Here is a 14,897-nt window from a genome sequence, read left to right as displayed (position 1 = left end):
TGGAGGAATTTGCTTCCTGTACATGGCTGCCGAACTGTTATTTGGTCATCCGGATAGATGCATATTCTCTCGTTCTAATTGTATTAATTTTGAATAAATAAGTGCGGTTTGGTTTTAAAAAATTTGAGATAATGGTGCCTCTGAGTTACGCGGAAAATTATTATTGACTGATATTTTCACGCAAGTGTGTCGAAGCTGATTGATGCGGCGGTGCCAATATGAATTCTAGTTCATTGATCTTCTGGGATGTGGCGAAATTTTATTTTCGTTAACTCCGGGTGAGCACCTTTCGACAATATTTCCCATTGAGACTGCGCCTTGTGGCAGATTTCCTGCGGTTGCATGGAACACATTTTTTCCAGCGTCAATAATGCGTTATGAGTTTGACCATTCAGCGCTTGGGCAAGTGCATATTTGAACATGGGCGCTGCATATGCAAATCTTTCCGAAGCGCGTCGCATCGCTTCAAGTTCCGCTGATGACATATCGGGCTCAGCCTCGGTGCGAGAAAACTTCAAAAATTGTACCAGACTTGTGAGAATCAATGCTTGCGGCGGTTCCGTGGCAGCAGAGTTTCCGATTTTTGCCTGCTGAAAGCGCATCAGGCTCCAGTCTGATTCAATCGGGAAATATTCTATCGCGACCACCGCAGTTAAGGCCGCAGCGATAGCTCCTGTTGCTATAATTGTACTGTATTGCGTGCGAACGCTAAATAGCTTATTTTTCAAAGCACATTTACCCGTGACCGGATTTGACATCGCCCCCATGAAGAACCCAATGGGCAACAAAAAGTATGCGTAGTTGAGTGGGAACTCCACCATTGTATGATTAAATACTACTGAAATACCCATGAGGGTGGCCCACCTTTTAGGGCTATTGCAGCGGTGCAGTTGGTGAAGAAACCAGATTATCAAGCCGGCAGTCGTTGCAAGTGCGATGGGCAAGCCATTCCAGAGTGCTAAGTCCAAAAGCAGGTTGTGTGCGCTTTCCAGCAATAAATGGGTAGGTGGATGATCTAATGTCACGGCTATTTGTGCGATGCTAACTTGGCCCCATCCATAGCCGAACCATGGGGCTCGACCAATGGCATCCAGCATGGAAAGCCATATCAAACTACGGACTCCCGGGGTATGCATACGCTCCAATGCTGTATTCGCGCCTGAATCTAGAAGTAGGAGATCGCTTAGCAACGGCCACAGCCAGATAGCGGCTAGATAAAATGCCACCGCAGCAATCACTGCGCTTGGAGCTGTTCGCAAGTTGCATCTCTTGCGCAGTAGAGCATATCCAGGAACAAGCCACATCAGAGCGAGCAGGACTGACCGTGATCCTGTCATGACCAAAGCCCACAGTAGTAGAAAAGCCGCCACCATCGCTAAAGTTGATTTCAGCTGGCGGCCCTCCCACAAGTAAACCAAACCCGCGATTCCAAGCAGCAACAGCGTAGCTAGTTGGTTGGGCTGTGCCAAGTTGGCAAATGGACGGCCTCGCGGAGGCACTTCAGCAATGAAAATACCTTGATGCGCCGGCAGCAACCATTGATGAAGCGCTATGACTGCTGAAAATAGCGCTGCGACCAGTATGGCGATCCACAACGATTCGACAGGATTGAAGCGTTGTCTACTCTGCTGCAGCTGAGGAAAATGCTTTTCGCAAAGTGCCCCAGCGTAAGCGGATAAGCCGAAGCCAAGCAGATAAAGGCACGACATCCACCCATCGGTAGGAAAGTGCAGGTGTCCGGTAGCGAGTTGGGCGACAGGAACCAAAGCAAGCGCAAAAGCTCCATACGTAACGTTCGGAATAGGCGCAGCCTTTGTGCAAGCCCACGCCAACAGGGGAGCGAAAGCGAAAGCCGCAGATATTTCTTGATGATAGCTAAGCCAAGGGGAGTAGTGATTTGGCAAAAGGTACGCAAGACACAACACCGTGCCGGTCCATAAAAGCATTTTTTCTTTCGCCATTTTCATAATTCAACGATGATGACGGAATAAAAAAAGCGGTGCGCCAAAAAATCGGCGCACCGCTCATAATGCAGAGTCCCGCTCTCTGTGAGCAGGATATCAAATCTGAATTAACCGCGGCAAGAGCCGGGCAGATATTTAGCAGGCATAGGCTTCGTGCCCCCTGGACCACATTTCCATTCGTAAACAGTAATGTTTACATCAGAATTGGTAATGGGGGCGGAGGTTGTAGCTCCAGTCTTCTTGTAAGGGGTCATCACGACTTCCTTATCGCCGGCTTCTTTAAGGCTGGCTTCTGCCGTAGTATGAATGGTCACAAGGCCAGCATTGGTTGTGATGATGGACATCACATACTTGGTTGGATTGCTGGAGGTGTTCTCCGCAGTATTTTGCTCGCAGCCCCATGCATTAGCTGCAGGAAGTGCAGAGCTCGAGATGGTTTGAACGGTTTCTGTAATGCTGGTGCGACACTGTGAGCCAGCCAAAATAACTTCAGAGACCTTGGCGCGGATGGTGTAGTCCTGATATGCGGGCAGGGCTACGGCGGCCAGGATACCAATGATCGCGACCACGATCATCAGTTCGATAAGGGTGAAACCCTTTTGGATAGAACGCTTCATAAAATTCTCCTGGGAGTAGGTTGCCATCGATACACCTGTCGAAAGTTCTCCAGGCTGGACTCAGTACAGCAGATTTTGTGCCAAGGAGCTACCGGCACAACGAACTAGGTTTGATCCAACGGCAGCGCGTCAGCGAGCGTCAATTTTGTAAAGAAATGTCTGCTTTTGGTAGGGATTTTGACATTTTTGTCCGCCTGGATGGCGCTAGAGTTCGAACAACTGGCCGGCTTTCAACCACTGGATGCTGCGAGCAACCGGCAACCTGTACGTCGTCTCACCGGCCACAATCCCTGAGGTTTCAATTTCTCTCATGATCAGCGCAGTCTCAGAGGGCTTGGTATGCGTTACAAAGATCGGGTAAACACGGTCCTGCGCTATGCATGCCAGCTCCGCGGCCAGAGTCGCAGGTGAAAGGTGCGAGCTTCGCTTTGCTAACTCCTGCTCCCGGTTGCTGAAAGCAGTCTCGATCACGAGCAACGCGACCGGAAGCTGGTTGACGCGCTCCCAGAATGTGGGATTGCGCTCAGTATCTCCACTGAAGACCCACCATCCCGTATCGCCTTTGATGGCGTAACCTAGTGCCGGCACAGAGTGGACTGCGGGAAGCGCCTCCACCGCAAGATCTGCCACCTGCAGGATTTCGCCCTCGGCAATTTGCTGGTAGGTTAAAAAGGGGCTTAACGCGCTCGGGATTCGGCTGAAATCCGGCCAGATGACGTTGTTGAAGATGTGGTTTTGTAGTGCGTCAATGGTTTCGGGCAGTGTATAGATCGTGACAGGCGCGGTACGCAACGATGACACTGCGTCCAGCATCAACGGAAGCGCGGCAATATGGTCCAAATGCGAATGCGTGAGCAGCACATGGTCAATCTTGCGCATCTCGTCCAGGGTCAGGTCACCCACGCCGGTCCCCGCATCAACAAGAACACTGTCGTTGATGAGAAATGACGTAGTCCTGCAGTCCTTGGCAATGGCACCAGAGCAACCGAGTACGCGAACCTTCATGCCTGCCTTGCTATTTGGTTTCGAAATTTGTCGCGTTGTCCCATGCGGGATCGAAAGCTTGTTGGCGCAAAACCTCCAACCGTGCCAAGTACAAATCAAAGATGGGGGATGCGCTTTGACTGCGCTTCAATTGTGTCAACAATCTGTCGCATTGTGCCCAATCTTGCGCGCGGTAGGCATCCAGCGCCTCGCGCCAACTTCGCAGGTCTGCACGATCTGATTCTGACTGCCCGCCTAGAACTGCAGTGGGCGAATAGATAGCCACTGCTTGTGCTTTGCCTTTGACCCGTACCCTGTCCAGCTCCAGCCACGCGAATTGCGGCGCTTGCGCGAACGTTGTTTCGCTCACCACGGTCCGCACGCCGTAGTATTTCGACAAGCCCTCAAGCCGTGATCCCAGGTTGACGGCATCTCCAATGACTGTGTAACTGCGCCGGATATCGGACCCCATGTCGCCAACGCACATGTTGCCCGTGTTGAGCCCGATGCCGATTCCAATCTCAGGCAGACCCCGCTCCCGGTGCAGAACATTCACCTCTTCGATAGCTTTGGCCATATCAAGAGCCGCCTGCACAGCCAGCCGAGCATGGTCAGGAGTCGGCACCGGCGCGCCCCAAAACGCCATTACGCAGTCCCCCATGTACTTGTCGATGGTTCCCCGATGGCTGCGGATGATGTGGGTCAGCCTGCTGAACACGTCGTTGAGCAACGCCTGCAGTTGCAGCGGCTCCATCTGTTCTGACATGGCTGTGAAGCCTCGCATGTCGCAGAACATGACCGTGAGCTCCTGGTTGCTGGCCTGCATGCTGTAGTTGTCGGGCTGCTTGACCATCTCGTCCACCAGTTCTGGCGGGACGTAAGTGCCGAACAGCGCGGCCAGTTCCCGTTTGGAGCGGCTTTCCACAAAGTAGCCGTAGACCATGTTCAGCGTGAACGCCAAAACAACCATCACGACCGCGCTGGCCAGGGGCAGTGCCAGCCCGTGGCTGAGGTAGAGCCACAGGTTGAGGGCCGTCAAGCCGCTCACCAGTCCCACGCTCATCAAGACCGCCCATGCCGCTGACAGCGCAGGCAACGCGAATGCCAGCAACAGGCCCGCGCACAGCAATTGCAAGGCGTCAAACCCGGCGGCGTAGTCCGGTCGCACAATGTTCTTGCCGTCCAGAAACGCGGACAGGACGTTGGCATGCGTTTCGACGCCCGGGTAGGCGCGGCCCACGGGCGTGACCCTCAAATCCAGCAAGCCGGGTGCTGTGGAGCCGACCAGGATCAGCCGATCCTTGAGTTCGTTCGCAGCGAGCCTGCCTTCCAGAACGTCTGATGCGGAAAGATAGCGGAAGGATCCACCGCCAATATCGCCGGGGCCGCGAAAGGGAATGAGGGTGGCCAGCCGGTCATCCACCGGAAGCGCCAGCGCACGCCCGTCCTGCACCAGTGCAACGCTGTGCAGCGTGTCATAGGTGCCGTCCGGCGCAGGGTTTGCAAAGCCGGGGTGGATTTCGGGCAGGCCCAACGCGGTGCGAAACATCGCAAGGGCAAGCGACTCATAGTACTTGCCCTGGTACTCTGCGAGCAAAGGCAGTGCCCGCACCACCCCGTCCTCATCGGTCACGGAGTTGAAGAAGCCGGCGATGGGCACTGCACCAGCGAGAATGCCGATGTTGCTGCCGTACCCTCCCCATGAATAGGCCTTGAGGGGCAGGCCACGCAAGCGCTCTGCCGGAAGTGCGGGAGGCGGCAGGACGCCCTTGGTCCGGCCCTCCTTGTCACTGGTGAGGTAGTAGCCCAGCACAGCCGGGCGCCCCTTCAATGATTCAGCGAAGAGCGTGTCGAAGTCCAGGGATGGCGCCAGGCGCTCCAGCTGCTCCTTGAATGCGGGTTGGTCGCTCAGCGCACCCTGGGCCAGTTGCTGCAGGTTGCGGAGTCCGGAGCTTCCATCGGTCTCCGCGAAAAGAACATCGAAGCCCACCACCGCCACCTGTTGCCGCTCGAACAGCTCTTGGGCCAGGGTGGCCATCTTGTCCCGCCCCCAGGGCCAGTGGCCTACCCGCTCCAGGCTTTTTTCGTCGATGTCGACGATGACGATGCGCTCGTCCAGCGTGCGCGGCATCGTGGCGCGCAATCGGATGTCATAAAAGATGTTGTCCAGCCGCTCCAGCATCTGCAGGGGAAGAATGCCCGACAGGTGCAGCAGCGCAAAGACAAGAGGGATCAGCGTCACCACAGTGCGCCGCCAGCGTCGGCGAGCCAGCTGTGCGATGTGCTTCCACATGACTTCCGTCCGGCGTGGGTGGTGCGGGGATCGGAAGTCCGGGCCGATGGCTCAGGCAGTGCTGCTCGGCCCGTTCATTCAGCCTGCGCGTCAGGTCTGCTCGAACTGCATTTCCGTCCCGGCCAGCTCCAGCCGGTCACCGTTCTTCAGGGGCACGGGCGCACTGCCGATGGATGTGCCGTTGAGCAGCGGCATGTCCGGCCCTTCCACATGGGCCAGCACGAACCCCTGGTGGCGTTTGGTGATGGAGGCAACCGCCACGCCGGGCTTGCCGATGGTGGTGACGACCTTTTGCAGGGAGACTTCACGCCCGGCCGCAGCGCCGGACATCACGCGGATGACTGCCGAAATCGGCGCCACGGGTGCCGCGCCCAGGGGCGCTGGCCGGGAGGCTGTGCCCAAGGGCGGCACCATCCCCGGCTTGAAGATCATCGTCTTCTCGAAGTTCTGGCCCTCGGCCTCGTGCAGGAAGCGGATCTTGTACTTGCCCACCTCGATGGTGTCGCCGTTGCGCAGCTCCTGGCGCTTCACGGCCTTGGCGTTCACATAGGTGCCGTTGGTGCTGCCCAGGTCCTCGATCTCGACATCCTGCTCCAGCATGTGAATGACCGCGTGCTCGCCACTGACCGCAAGGTTGTCGATCACGATGTCGTTGTACGGGCGACGGCCGAGCGTGGTGCGCTCTTTAGTCAGCTGGACTTCCTTGATGACGACGCCGTCGATTGAAACGATCATTTTGGGCATGATCCACTCCTGATGTGATGAGTAATTGTTGTATTGGGAGCCAGTCACGAGGCTCCGAGCAATCGGGACACAAGGCTGCGTTTTTTGCCCCCTGCCGCAGCCTGCACCAGCAGTACGCTCACGTTATCACGCCCGCCGTTCGCGTTGGCGGTGTCGACGAGCAGTGTGGCTTTTTCTTCCAGCGGTATCGGTGCACGCACCAGCTCGGCCAGGTCCGCGTCGGCCACCATGTCGGTCAGGCCATCCGAGCACATGAGGAACAGGTCGTTGGGCGCCACCTGGAACTCGTTGACTTCCATCATCACGTTCGGCTCCACGCCCAGTGCGCGGGTGACGAGGTTGCGGTTGGTGGACAAGGCGGCCTGCTGGGCCGTGAGCAAGCCGGCATCGACCTGCTCCTGCAGCCAGGAATGGTCCCGTGTAATCTGCTGCAATGCACCATCGCGCAAGCGGTAGCAGCGGGAATCGCCGATGTGGCCCAGGATCAGCCGGCTGCCGTGAAACACACCCACCACCAGCGTGGTGCCCATGCCCGCATACTGGGGGTTCGACAGCGACGCCCCCAGGATGGCGTGGTTGGCGTTTTCCACGCAAATCTCCAGCGCCCGGCGGACATCGGTGGTCTGCGGCGTGGTGCCCGCCTGGCCGAGCCATCGGGCCATTTCCGTGCGGATGAAAGTGGTCGCCATGCCGCTGGCGACTTCGCCGGCGTTATAGCCCCCCATGCCATCGGCCAGGATGGCGACCTGCGCATCGCGGTCAACGGCTACCGCGTCTTCATTGTTCGTACGCACGCGACCCTTGTCAGTCCGCGCGAAAAATTCGTAGGTCATGGATGTTGGGGCGAGCGTCATCGGGCGCTTGAAATCGGCGGGGACGCCGCGGCCCGCCCCGCGGGTGTCTCCGTCACGGTTTCCTGAAAATCCACCATCTCATGCCCTGTTGCATCGCGGTCCGCATCATAGACGACTGCCCCGGCCTCCGGTGCACCCGTCTGTCCGGCCTGGGCGCCCGCCTGCCGCAGAGCGTCTGCAAACTGCCGGCCCGTTTGGTACCGCGCCTCCTGGCGCTTTTGAAGGGCTGTGGCCACCACCTGGGCCACGGCCGGCGAGAGCTCGGGCCGCAGCTGGCGAATGTCCGGCGCATCCACGTTCGCGATCTTGTGCATGAGCTCCGTCATCGACTCGCCACGCAGCGGCAGCGAACCCGTCAACAGCTGAAACAGCGTGACGCCCAGCGAATAAAGATCAGATCTGCCGTCCACCTTCTTGCCCGCCAGCTGCTCGGGCGACATGAAGCTGGGCGTGCCCAGCACGAGGCCCGTGCGCGTCTTGCTGGAGTCCGTGATGCGGGCGATGCCGAAATCCGTGACCTTCACGGTATCCGTCGCGCGGTCGAACATGATGTTGGCTGGCTTGATGTCGCGGTGCACCACCTGGTGGGCATGGGCATAGTCCAGGGCCTGGGCGACCCGCGATGCGATGGACAGCACGGTGGCCACCGGCAACACCTGGTCGGCGCGGCACGCTGGCGCCAGGTCCGCGCCTTGGAGGAACTCCATGGCGATGTAGGCCAGGTCGTGCTCCTCGCCGGCATCGAAGATCGTCACGATGTGCGGGTGCTGCAGGCGCCCCGCGGTCTCGGCCTCCCGAAAGAAGCGGGTTCGCGCGTCCACCAGCGCATCGCCTTCGAACTCATCGCTCAAGGCCAGCGTCTTGATCGCCACCACGCGGCCGATCTTCGGGTCGCGGCCCTGGTACACGATGCCCATGGCGCCTTTGCCGAGTTCCTTGTCGATGTGATAGCGGCCCAGCATCGGAATCGCAACGCCCGCATCCCCCGGCAAATGCGGCAGCTGCGACAACGGCGATGGGAGTGACGACGGTGTGCTGGGCGGCGCATCGGCGGCCTGCAGCTGGGCGCGGATCCGCTTGTAGCGGCTGCGGGCGTCCTTGTAGTCGCGGTTGTGCTGGAGGATGTGCTTGTAGACCGCCTTGGCCTTGGCCAGGTTGCGCTTGCGTTCGAAGTCCTGGGCCAGGTGGTAGAGGTTGTCCAGCACCGCGTCGCTGGCGGGCACCTTGCGCAGGCGTTCGAACGCCATGTCCAGCTGCCCCTGGCCCTGCAGTGCCAAGGCCATCATGCGATCGGTTTCCGCGGCATCCGCCGACGAGGCTTGGCTGGCCGTGCTGCGCAGCGACAGCGCCGTGACGGCAAGCCACCCGGCGATCAGGGCGACCACGCCTGCGACCAGCGGTATCCACAGGCCCGCGTGGCGCAGCAGGGCCCAATCCAGGCCCGCCAGCACGACGACCACGGTCGCGGTGGCCACCCAGCCCGCGGCACGGGAGAGTTTGGGAAGCACCAGCGCTGCGAACACCAGTGCCAGTAGCGCGGCACCCCAGGACGCTGCGGGAGTCCACGAAGGACGCAGCACGCCCTGGCCCAGCCGGATGGAGGACACGGTGTGCGCCAGCACCTCCACCGGGTATGCGGCCTGCCCGCCTGGCAGGGCCTGCGGTGCGGCCAGGGAGTCGCTCAGGGCGCCCACCAGCACCAGCTTGCCGCGGAAGGTCTGCGGCGGCACCTTGCCCTGCAGCACGCTGGCAGATGGCGTCACGGCAAACGCCGGCGCGGCGTTCTCTGCCGGCGCATGAAACCGCGGGCGCAGCACCGCGGAGGCGTCGGTGGCGACATGCAGGCCGCCCAGGCGCAGGCCCCGGGACGCCTCTTCCACGCGCAACTCGCCGGGGCCGAGGTGCAGGCTGTGGCGCACTGCGAGCAACGCGAGTGACGGCAGGCCGATGTTGTTGTGGCGCACCAGCAAAGGTATCTGCCGCACGACCCCATCCGCGTCGGTGTCGGCGACCCAGTGGCCCACGCCCGCTGCGGCGGCGCCCAGGCCGGCGGTGGGGTACTGGACGGAGGGGGGCGCGATGGCGAACGCGCCAGGGTCTGGCAGCGCGCCGCGGTGTGCGTAGGGGGGCAGTGGCAGCGACGCGCCGCTCGGCGCATACCGGGAGGCCAGCAGGACGTTGCCCGCACGCTGGAGGCTGGCCGCCAGGCGCGCGTCGGTGTCCAGGTCGTTTTCCGCTGCGGCGGCCAGCTGGGCCAGTTCGGTCGATGTGGCCGATGTGTCCCCGGAGCGCGCCAGCGTTTCGCGGATCTTGCGGATCTGGGCGAGTCCGCGATCGGATTGCGGCTCGAACAACGGGCCCGTCAGGACGATGGTCTTGGCGCCCGCCGCCGCCAGTTGGTCGACCAGCCTGGCGTCCAGATCGCGTCCCCAGGGTCGGTTGCCCAGCGCCTGGAGGCTCGCGTCGTCGATGCCGACGATGGCGATGTCGGGCAGCGGAGCAGGTGCCGTGATACTGGCAGCAGCGTCATAGACGAAGTTTTCCGCCCGCTGAACGGCGCCGCTGGCCACCAGCAACGCCGTCACCCCAGCAGCCATCACAGCGGCCAGGACACCGTCGGTACGCCATTGGCCACGCTGCCGTCCCGAGGTTGTTCGTCCCACTTGCTATCGTTCCGCTCTGAGTTTGAAGTGGGTTCGAAGCAATATCTGCGCCCAGCGCCAACCCCCGCCCAGAGCGGCCCGGCAGCCGCAGGATGCCCACTGGCCCGGCACGGGCCCTGTCGTTCTTGTCGCGCTCCAGGCCCCTGGCAGCATGGCTGCTGCCATTTTTGTCACATGCGGAGGGCCTGCGGCGTTCAGGCGGCGGCGCTGGCTCGGCGCGAGCGGTAAGCCCAGAACTTGCCGGCGCCCACCACGAGGGCCGCGCCCAGGGCCGCTGCCACGTAGTGGAGTGACGGGTGCGCCGCCACGTAGCCGTGCAGCGCCGCATCGTTGGCGATGGTTTCGCCGCCCACCCAGCCGATCAATGCAGCACCCAGCAGCACGATGACGGGAAAGCGCTCCATCAGCTTGATCATCAGCGTGCTGCCGAAGATCACCAGCGGAATGCTGATGGCCAGACCCAGCACCAGCAGCACCACGTTGCCGTGGGCGGCTGCCGCCACGGCGATCACGTTGTCGAGACTCATCACCAGGTCGGCAATCAGGATCGTGCGCACGGCGGCCATGAGGCTGCCGTAGGTCTTGGACTCGCCTTCGTCTTCCTCGTCATCGCTCAGCAGCTGAAAGCCGATCCACAGCAGCAGGCAGCCGCCGATGATCTGCAGGAACGACAGCTCCAGCAGCTTGGCCGCCACGACGGTGAGCAAGATCCGCAGTACCACGGCGGCGCCGGAGCCCCAGAAGACGGCTTTTCTCTGCTGATGGGGGGGAAGCGAGCGGGCCGCCAGGGCGATGACCACGGCGTTGTCGCCCGAAAGAATGATGTTGATCCAGACGATCTTCATCAGGCCGATCCAGAAATCGGCACTTTGCACAAACTCCATACTGAACTCCACTGTTATGAATGCAAGAAGCGCCGGGAACCAGGGTTCCGAGCGCTTCTCTTTTTATTGGAGCGGCCAGTTTATCTGGCCTGGCGGTCGCGGGCGTCCGTAATTGTGCTTACGAATGCCCGTGCCGCAGTGTGGCAGGCAGCTTACTTGAGCTGGGCCTTGAGCAGCTTGCCCAATTCCGAAGGGTTGCGGGTGATGATGAAGCCCGACTCTTCCATGATGGCCAGCTTGGCATCGGCCGTGTCGGCGCCACCGGAGATCAGCGCGCCAGCGTGGCCCATGCGCTTGCCGGGAGGGGCGGTCACGCCAGCGATGAAGCCCACGATAGGCTTCTTCATGTTGGCCTTGCACCATTGGGCGGCTTCGGCTTCGTCAGGTCCGCCGATTTCGCCGATCATGATCACGGCGTCGGTGTCCGGATCGTCGTTGAAAGCCTTCATCACGTCGATGTGCTTGAGGCCGTTGATGGGGTCGCCACCAATGCCCACGGCGCTCGACTGGCCCAGGCCCACTTCGGTCAGCATGGCCACGGCTTCGTACGTCAGCGTGCCGGAACGGCTCACGACGCCGATGCGGCCCTTGCGGTGGATGTGGCCGGGCATGATGCCGATCTTGATTTCGTCGGGCGTGATCAGGCCGGGGCAGTTGGGGCCCAGCAGCAGCGTCTTCTTGCCGCCGGCGGCTTCCTTGGCCTTCATCTTGTTGCGCACTTCCAGCATGTCGCGCACGGGGATGCCTTCGGTGATGCAGATGGCCATGTCCAGGTCGGCCTCGACGGCCTCCCAGATGGCAGCGGCAGCGCCTGCGGGCGGCACGTAGATCACCGACACGGTCGCGCCGGTCTGCGATGCGGCTTCCTTGACGGAGGCGTAGATCGGGATGTTGAAGATCGACTCGCCGGCCTTCTTCGGGTTCACGCCGGCCACGAAGGCGTTCTTGCCGTTCGCGTATTCCTGGCACTTCTCGGTGTGGAACTGGCCCGTCTTGCCCGTGATGCCCTGGGTGATGACCTTGGTGTCTTTGTTGATGTAGATCGACATGTGTGTTCTCCGGGCTTACTTGACGGCAGCAACGATCTTGGTCGCAGCTTCGGCCATGGTGTCTGCGGCGATGATGGGCAGGCCGGACTCGGCCAGCATCTTCTTGCCCAGTTCTTCGTTCGTACCCTTCATGCGCACGACCAGCGGCACGTTCAGGTTCACGGCCTTGCAGGCGGTGATCACGCCGGTGGCGATGGTGTCGCACTTCATGATGCCGCCGAAGATGTTGACCAGAATGCCTTCGACCTTGGGGTTCTTGAGCATGATCTTGAAGGCTTCGGTGACCTTCTCGGGGGTGGCACCACCGCCCACGTCCAGGAAGTTGGCCGGCTCGCCGCCGAACAGCTTGATGGTGTCCATGGTGGCCATGGCCAGGCCGGCGCCGTTCACCAGGCAGCCGATGTTGCCGTCGAGGCTGATGTAGGCCAGGTCGAACTTGGAGGCTTCCACTTCGGCCGGATCTTCTTCGTCCAGGTCACGGAAGGCCACGATTTCGGGGTGGCGGAACAGCGCGTTGGCGTCGAAGTTGAACTTCGCGTCCAGGGCCATCAGGTTGCCCTTGGAGTCGCAGTTCAGCGGGTTGATTTCCACCAGCGACGCATCGGTTTCCATGTAGCACTTGTAGATCTTGGCGAAGATGTCTACGGCCTGGTCGATGGAGGCACCGGTCAGGCCGATGGCGGCTGCGACCTTCTTGCTTTGCTCGGTGGTGATGCCGGCAATCGGATCGATCATCTCGGTGATGATCTTCTCGGGGGTGGAGTGGGCCACTTCCTCGATGTCCATGCCACCTTCGCTCGACGCGATCAGGGCGACCTTCTGCGTGGCGCGGTCGGTGACCAGGGACACGTACAGTTCGTTCTTGATGTCGGCGCCGTCTTCGATGTACAGGCGGCGGACCTTCTGGCCTTCGGGGCCGGTCTGATGGGTCTTGAGCTGCATGCCCAGGATCTCGCCAGCGATGCGCTTGACGTCGTCAATGGTCTTGGCAACCTTCACGCCGCCGCCCTTGCCACGGCCACCGGCGTGGATCTGGGCCTTGACCACCCACACGGGGCCGCCGAGCTTCTGGGCTGCTTCGACGGCTTCTTGTACCGTGAATGCGGGAATGCCACGCGGAACGGGCACACCAAAATTGCGCAAGATTTCCTTGCCTTGGTATTCGTGAATCTTCATGAGGTCTCTCTCAGGGAAGGGTGATAGTTACCCGTTTACCATGAACAGTTGTCTGGCCGCGGGCTTGGGACATGGCAACCGGCGACTGTATCATGTTGCGACGCACCATCCTTGTGCAGACCTGACGGCCCCCATGGCTTCGCCACGGGCAACTCACCCTTGTTTTCTTCGGCGGCCCAGCGGCTGCTTTCTTGCAGGAGTCACTCCATGTCCAGAGTCTTTATCGATGGCGAAGCCGGCACCACGGGCTTGCAGATCCGTGAGCGGCTGCAGGCCATGCCGCAGGTCGAGCTGGTCAGCATTGCGCCCGAGCTGCGCAAGGACCCGGCTGCCAAGCGCGACCTGATCGCCGGCGTGGACCTGGTGGTGCTGTGCCTGCACGACGACGCCGCCCGCGAGACCGTGGCCATGGTCGACGGCATCACGCAGAGCACCGGCCGCGCGATCAAGATCATCGACGCGAGCACCGCGCACCGCACGGCGCCGGGCTGGGTGTTCGGTTTTCCGGAACTGGCTGCAGGGCAGCCCGAGGCCGTGGCCGCGGCCGACCGCGTGTCCAACCCCGGCTGCTACGCCACCGGCGCCATTGCGCTGCTGCGCCCGCTGGTGGACGCCGGCCTGGTGCCCCAGGACTTCCCCCTGGCCCTGCCGTCGGTCAGCGGATATTCGGGCGGCGGCCGCACCATGATCGAGGCGTACGAGGCGGGCACCGCGCCGCTGTTCGAGACCTATGCGCTCACGCTGCAGCACAAGCACCTGCCCGAAATCATGCGCTACACCGGCCTCACGCGCCGGCCGATCTTCGTGCCGTCGGTGGGCAACTTCCGCCAGGGCATGCTGGTGCAGCTGCCACTGCACCTCGACCTGCTGCCGGGCGCGCCCAAGGCCGCTGACCTGCACGACGCACTGGCCGCCCACTACGCCAAAAGCAACACGCCCGAGCAGTGGGTCAGCGTGCTGCCGCCCACCGCGGACGGCAAGCTCGATGCCACCGCGCTCAACGACACCAACAAGCTGGAACTGCGGGTGTTCGCCAATGAAGAGCACCGCCACGCCGTGCTGATCGCCCGCCTGGACAACCTGGGCAAGGGCGCCAGCGGTGCCGCGGTGCAAAACCTCAAGCTGATGCTGGGGCTCTGAGGAGGGGGGGCTGCGCTGGAGCCGCCCCGGTGCTGGCGGCCTCAACTCAAGCCTGCGGCGCCTCGCCGCGCACCACACGCCAGGTGATCTCGCTGGAGAATCCGCGTGTCACCAGAAAGCGCACCTGCTTTGCGCGCTGCTGGGGGTCTTCGGCCACCGCGCCGAATTTGCGCTGCCACACGGCGTGCGCGCGGGCCCATTCGGTGTCTTTCAGCCGGGTGAGCGCTTGTTGCGCCGTGTCGGGGTCGATCCCCTTGGCCTGCAGTTCCTGACGGATGCGGTTGGCGCCCAGGCGGCTTGCGCGCTGGTGCAGCACCGACTCCACCACCCGGGTTTCGCTGATGAAATCGCGGGCCTCCAGGTCGTCCAGCAGCGCGGCCAGGTCCTCGCCCTCCTGCACATGGGGCGCGAGCTTGCGCTGCAGTTCAGCGCGGGAGTGCTCGCGCTGGCTCAGCAGCCGCAGCGCCCGGCCCTTGAGCGACAAAGTCGTGAAGCCCATGGCGGATGGTCGTTGTTATCAAATTCATAG

At 61.6% G+C, this 14,897-nt stretch carries 12 protein-coding genes; 1 reads left to right on the top strand and 11 read right to left on the bottom strand.

The window, feature by feature from the left end:
- Positions 1-230 precede the first annotated feature (230 nt).
- The 10 genes from ACSQ3D_RS19210 to sucC all read right to left on the bottom strand — a co-directional run bounded on the left by ACSQ3D_RS19210 (position 231) and on the right by sucC (position 13,228).
- On the bottom strand, positions 231-1,967 hold the full coding sequence (locus ACSQ3D_RS19210; RefSeq protein WP_436127950.1) for a Wzy polymerase domain-containing protein: 1,737 nt from the start codon (positions 1,965-1,967) through the stop codon (positions 231-233).
- A gap of 104 nt (positions 1,968-2,071) precedes the next feature.
- A complete protein-coding gene (locus tag ACSQ3D_RS19205) occupies positions 2,072-2,581 on the bottom strand; it encodes a pilin (protein ID WP_436127949.1) in 510 nt (169 codons plus the stop codon).
- 204 nt (positions 2,582-2,785) lie between these two features.
- The gene (locus tag ACSQ3D_RS19200; RefSeq protein ID WP_436127948.1) at positions 2,786-3,586 is read right to left on the bottom strand and encodes an MBL fold metallo-hydrolase; all 801 of its coding nucleotides are present in this window, start codon (positions 3,584-3,586) and stop codon (positions 2,786-2,788) included.
- Positions 3,587-3,596: 10 nt separating this feature from the next.
- A complete protein-coding gene (locus ACSQ3D_RS19195) occupies positions 3,597-5,858 on the bottom strand; it encodes a CHASE2 domain-containing protein (protein ID WP_436127947.1) in 2,262 nt (753 codons plus the stop codon).
- A gap of 90 nt (positions 5,859-5,948) precedes the next feature.
- Positions 5,949-6,602 carry an FHA domain-containing protein gene (locus tag ACSQ3D_RS19190; protein WP_056411189.1) on the bottom strand — a complete coding sequence of 218 codons (654 nt, stop codon included), beginning with the start codon at positions 6,600-6,602 and terminating at the stop codon, positions 5,949-5,951.
- 44 nt (positions 6,603-6,646) lie between these two features.
- The gene (locus ACSQ3D_RS19185; protein WP_082485727.1) at positions 6,647-7,435 is read right to left on the bottom strand and encodes a Stp1/IreP family PP2C-type Ser/Thr phosphatase; all 789 of its coding nucleotides are present in this window, start codon (positions 7,433-7,435) and stop codon (positions 6,647-6,649) included.
- Positions 7,436-7,452: 17 nt separating this feature from the next.
- A complete protein-coding gene (locus ACSQ3D_RS19180; protein WP_436127946.1) occupies positions 7,453-10,053 on the bottom strand; it encodes a CHASE2 domain-containing serine/threonine-protein kinase in 2,601 nt (866 codons plus the stop codon).
- 260 nt (positions 10,054-10,313) lie between these two features.
- The gene (locus tag ACSQ3D_RS19175; protein WP_056411194.1) at positions 10,314-11,003 is read right to left on the bottom strand and encodes a TerC family protein; all 690 of its coding nucleotides are present in this window, start codon (positions 11,001-11,003) and stop codon (positions 10,314-10,316) included.
- A gap of 152 nt (positions 11,004-11,155) precedes the next feature.
- A complete protein-coding gene (sucD, locus tag ACSQ3D_RS19170; protein WP_056411196.1) occupies positions 11,156-12,052 on the bottom strand; it encodes a succinate--CoA ligase subunit alpha in 897 nt (298 codons plus the stop codon).
- 15 nt (positions 12,053-12,067) lie between these two features.
- On the bottom strand, positions 12,068-13,228 hold the full coding sequence (sucC, locus tag ACSQ3D_RS19165) for an ADP-forming succinate--CoA ligase subunit beta (protein WP_056411199.1): 1,161 nt from the start codon (positions 13,226-13,228) through the stop codon (positions 12,068-12,070).
- Positions 13,229-13,435: 207 nt separating this feature from the next.
- On the opposite strand from sucC, the gene argC reads away from it, so the two are divergent.
- Positions 13,436-14,368 (top strand): N-acetyl-gamma-glutamyl-phosphate reductase, encoded by a 933-nt coding sequence (argC, locus tag ACSQ3D_RS19160; protein WP_056171188.1) that lies wholly within the window; start codon positions 13,436-13,438, stop codon positions 14,366-14,368.
- 46 nt (positions 14,369-14,414) lie between these two features.
- Here argC and recX read toward each other — a convergent pair whose 3' ends face one another.
- The gene (recX, locus tag ACSQ3D_RS19155; RefSeq protein ID WP_056411201.1) at positions 14,415-14,867 is read right to left on the bottom strand and encodes a recombination regulator RecX; all 453 of its coding nucleotides are present in this window, start codon (positions 14,865-14,867) and stop codon (positions 14,415-14,417) included.
- Between the last annotated feature and the right edge of the window lie 30 nt (positions 14,868-14,897).

The sequence above is a fragment of the Acidovorax sp. LjRoot117 genome (assembly GCF_964252695.1).
In the GTDB taxonomy this organism is placed as follows: Bacteria; Pseudomonadota; Gammaproteobacteria; order Burkholderiales; family Burkholderiaceae_C; genus Acidovorax.
Note: the sequence above shows the minus strand (reverse complement) of the source record. Positions and strands in the feature narration are given on the sequence as shown.

Bases quoted from the DNA above. Each gene is read 5' to 3' on its own strand.
- ACSQ3D_RS19190 (WP_056411189.1), bottom strand. From the start codon at position 6,602: ATGCCCAAAATGATCGTTTCAATCGACGGCGTCGTCATCAAGGAAGTC.
- ACSQ3D_RS19175 (WP_056411194.1), bottom strand. From the start codon at position 11,003: ATGGAGTTTGTGCAAAGTGCCGATTTCTGGATCGGCCTGATGAAGATC.
- sucD (WP_056411196.1), bottom strand. From the start codon at position 12,052: ATGTCGATCTACATCAACAAAGACACCAAGGTCATCACCCAGGGCATC.
- ACSQ3D_RS19210 (WP_436127950.1), bottom strand. From the start codon at position 1,967: ATGAAAATGGCGAAAGAAAAAATGCTTTTATGGACCGGCACGGTGTTG.
- ACSQ3D_RS19185 (WP_082485727.1), bottom strand. From the start codon at position 7,435: ATGACCTACGAATTTTTCGCGCGGACTGACAAGGGTCGCGTGCGTACG.
- ACSQ3D_RS19180 (WP_436127946.1), bottom strand. From the start codon at position 10,053: ATGGCTGCTGGGGTGACGGCGTTGCTGGTGGCCAGCGGCGCCGTTCAG.
- sucC (WP_056411199.1), bottom strand. From the start codon at position 13,228: ATGAAGATTCACGAATACCAAGGCAAGGAAATCTTGCGCAATTTTGGT.
- argC (WP_056171188.1), top strand. From the start codon at position 13,436: ATGTCCAGAGTCTTTATCGATGGCGAAGCCGGCACCACGGGCTTGCAG.
- ACSQ3D_RS19200 (WP_436127948.1), bottom strand. From the start codon at position 3,586: ATGAAGGTTCGCGTACTCGGTTGCTCTGGTGCCATTGCCAAGGACTGC.
- recX (WP_056411201.1), bottom strand. From the start codon at position 14,867: ATGGGCTTCACGACTTTGTCGCTCAAGGGCCGGGCGCTGCGGCTGCTG.
- ACSQ3D_RS19205 (WP_436127949.1), bottom strand. From the start codon at position 2,581: ATGAAGCGTTCTATCCAAAAGGGTTTCACCCTTATCGAACTGATGATC.
- ACSQ3D_RS19195 (WP_436127947.1), bottom strand. From the start codon at position 5,858: ATGTGGAAGCACATCGCACAGCTGGCTCGCCGACGCTGGCGGCGCACT.